Raw genomic sequence first — 2,734 nt, 5'->3', positions numbered from 1 at the left:
GTCAGGGCCGCGGCCAGCAGGACGGCCGTGCGGCCCGGGGGTCTGCGGCGGCCAGGGGTTCGTTCGGCTCCCGTACTGGCACAGACCGGACTGGCCCTGCGCAACCTCCCTCCACACGCGAGGGCCAAAGTACGGGCGGTCAGCGTCATGGCTCTTCCTGACAGGCGGCTGCAGCATGCAGTGGCACGTCTCGCTGATCGCGGTCGACAACCCCGTCCTGCTCTGGGACGCCGACGGCTGGGAACCCGACTGGGGCGAAAACCCCCACGACGGCCTGTGCTACGCCGCACCGTCACTGCGCCAATGGCTGTGGACCTGGGCGGACGGAGGCAACGTGTGGGACGAAGCACTCAAGATCATTTAGGTGCTGCGACCACAAGCGTCTTGACGGTCTTCCCCACCAAGCACCGCACGTCCCGGCCGGACAGACGGGCCCATCCGGCGCCAACGCCCCGCCTCGTCCCACCCTGCCGCTGTACCGCCCCTTTCCGGGAAGGCCAGAACGCAGCCCTCCGCGTACCCCCGCTGCGCCGACCTGCCCCGGCCGGCGCAACGGCGCTCCGGTGCAGCAGCCCGGAGCCTGCCGGGACGGCGGCTGCGCCGCTTCTGGGACAGCTGTCCGAGCGGTCTGCCACACTCGTCCCGTGGCGGTGGATCCGACGAAGCTGCGAGAAGCGGTCAGCACTGTCGTGTGGGGGCTCCATTCCTGTACCCACCGGGAGTTGACCGAGCTGGGGCCCGAGCTCAGGCTACCGATACCCGCGGCAGACACAGGCTCGAAGAGCCAGCGCCTGGAAGCCTGCCTCAAGGCACTCCCGGACGGCGGCGGCCTCCTCCAGGCCGCGCAGCGCCTCCTCGACTCCCCGCAGGTGTCCGTCCGCAGGAAGGAGCGGTTCGCCCTCGAGGACGCCGTCTGGGACGCCGGAACGGTCATCGAGATCCCGGGCCGGGTGCGGCGCGAGCTGGCCGCCGCGATCAACCTCGACGAGCTGCTCTACCGCCAGGACAGGTTCGAGCGCGCACTGGAACGGTTCTGGCACCTGGACGACGACCCGATGGCGCTGTGGACGGGATCGTCGACGACGAGCCTGCGGGCCCGGATCCACCAGCACGTGTTCCGCAACCGAGAGGACTGGTCGGCGGAGGAACTGTTCGAGCAGCTCGGGGTCTTCGAGGCCAGCTCCGCCAGGTTCACCCGCTTCCTCGAAGCCCTGGTCGACCCGACAACCCTCCCAGACGCTGGCGCCCAAGGCCGCCTCGTCGAGACGGTCAACACAGCGCTGGCACCGACCGCAATCCGCCTCGAGCAGACCGGCGAGCGCGACGGCTACCCACACTTCCAGCTCCTGCGCACCGGCCCCGGCGCCGCCCGCCGGCCGAAGACCTTGATCTTCGCCACCACCGCCAAGCCCGACATCCGCTTCCTGAGCGTCGTCGACAACGATCTCGAAGTCCTGCAGGGGACAGACCAGGTCCTCGTCTACGACCGGCTCATCGGCCCGGACGGCATCCGCTGGTGCGACCTGCAGCAGTGGTGGCAGGAGAAAACCGGCACCGACGACACCGAGCAGGCCAAGAAGGACCTCTACAACCGCCTGCTGGCCTCCATGCCCAGCGAGGACGTCTCGCCCCAGCGCGACCTCTACCGGCTCTATCACCGCATCTACGGTGCCCGCGCCTCGACCCTGCCCGCTTTGCTCCCCGAGGTCTGGCTGCACTGGGACCACAAGACCGTCCAACAGCGCGGCGTCGAAGCCCTGCTGAACCACCGTATGGACTTCCTCATGCTCCTACCGGGCGGCCACCGCGCCGTCCTGGAAGTCGACGGCCGCCACCACTACGCGACCGCCAAGGCGTACGAGGACACTGTCCGCGGCGACCGCGACCTCAAGCTCCGCGGCTACGAGGTCTACCGATTCAGCTCCACCGAACTCAGCAACCGACACCACGCTGGCCCCCTCCTCGAGCAGTTCTTCACCACCCTCTTCACCCACCACAACCTCACCATCCCGCCGGCGGAGCCCCACCACACGACCCCCAACACCTGACGCCCGAACCCGGCCGGGAACCTGGGCCAGGCGCACCCACTGGATGGGCCTGCATTAGCCCTCAACGCCAAGCAACGGCCCGCGAGTTCATCACGGCCCTGCTGCGCCCCGTTGCCGACAACCGGCCGCGGTGAAGAGTAGCCGTGTGCGATACAGAACCCGCCCGGTCGATCAATTCTGTATCGCCGACACCTTGCCTCAGTGGCATTACACATGAGGACCCGCAAGCAGCCGACATCCCGTTACATAACATCGGCCGACCAACTCTCATTCTCTAGTTGCCAAGTAGGGTGGTCTAAACCAAAGGGAAAGATTTAGACCTGACTTCAGCCTAACGGAGGGTCACGAAAACCTCTGCAGTGGAGGAAACGGCATCGCCTGGCTGCCCCTAACAGACCGCTCGTTCCGCCGGAGGCGGAACGAATCCGGAGGGCGCTGAGAACGCTAGAATGAGGCTGCACAGCAGCCACGGAACACTTGGCCGAAGCTGATCCCCATGAAACTAGCAGGTCAGAGCCAAGCTCTGAGCGAACCATCCGTCGAGGAACCTGGTTCGCATTACAGAGATCAGAATCGGGCCGGCGGTGACCGCCACCACCCACTGCATCACCAGTACGGCGACGGCGTGGTCCGCACCCTGGAGCACCGGGTCGCCGAGCTGCTCGGCACCGAGGACGCGGCCTTCT

Annotated in this window: 3 protein-coding genes; 2 read left to right on the top strand and 1 reads right to left on the bottom strand. The window is 67.4% G+C overall.

The genetic code is table 11. The annotated features are described in order from the left end of the window. The first annotated feature begins 175 nt into the window (after positions 1-175). Both ACWDCZ_RS40120 and ACWDCZ_RS40115 read left to right on the top strand, forming a co-directional pair. Positions 176-364: a hypothetical protein gene (locus ACWDCZ_RS40120; protein WP_449818567.1), complete on the top strand. Its 189-nt coding sequence runs from the start codon at positions 176-178 to the stop codon at positions 362-364. Positions 365-722: 358 nt separating this feature from the next. Beyond that, positions 723-2,048: an AbiJ-related protein gene (locus ACWDCZ_RS40115; RefSeq protein WP_449818566.1), complete on the top strand. Its 1,326-nt coding sequence runs from the start codon at positions 723-725 to the stop codon at positions 2,046-2,048. A 502-nt stretch (positions 2,049-2,550) separates the two neighbouring features. Here the strand turns inward: ACWDCZ_RS40115 and ACWDCZ_RS40110 are convergent. After that, on the bottom strand, positions 2,551-2,734 hold a 184-nt coding region (locus ACWDCZ_RS40110), incomplete at its 5' end, for a hypothetical protein (RefSeq protein WP_449818565.1).

It is taken from the genome of Kitasatospora sp. NPDC001225 (assembly GCF_053597855.1).
This window is presented reverse-complemented; position numbering and strand designations above follow the sequence as displayed.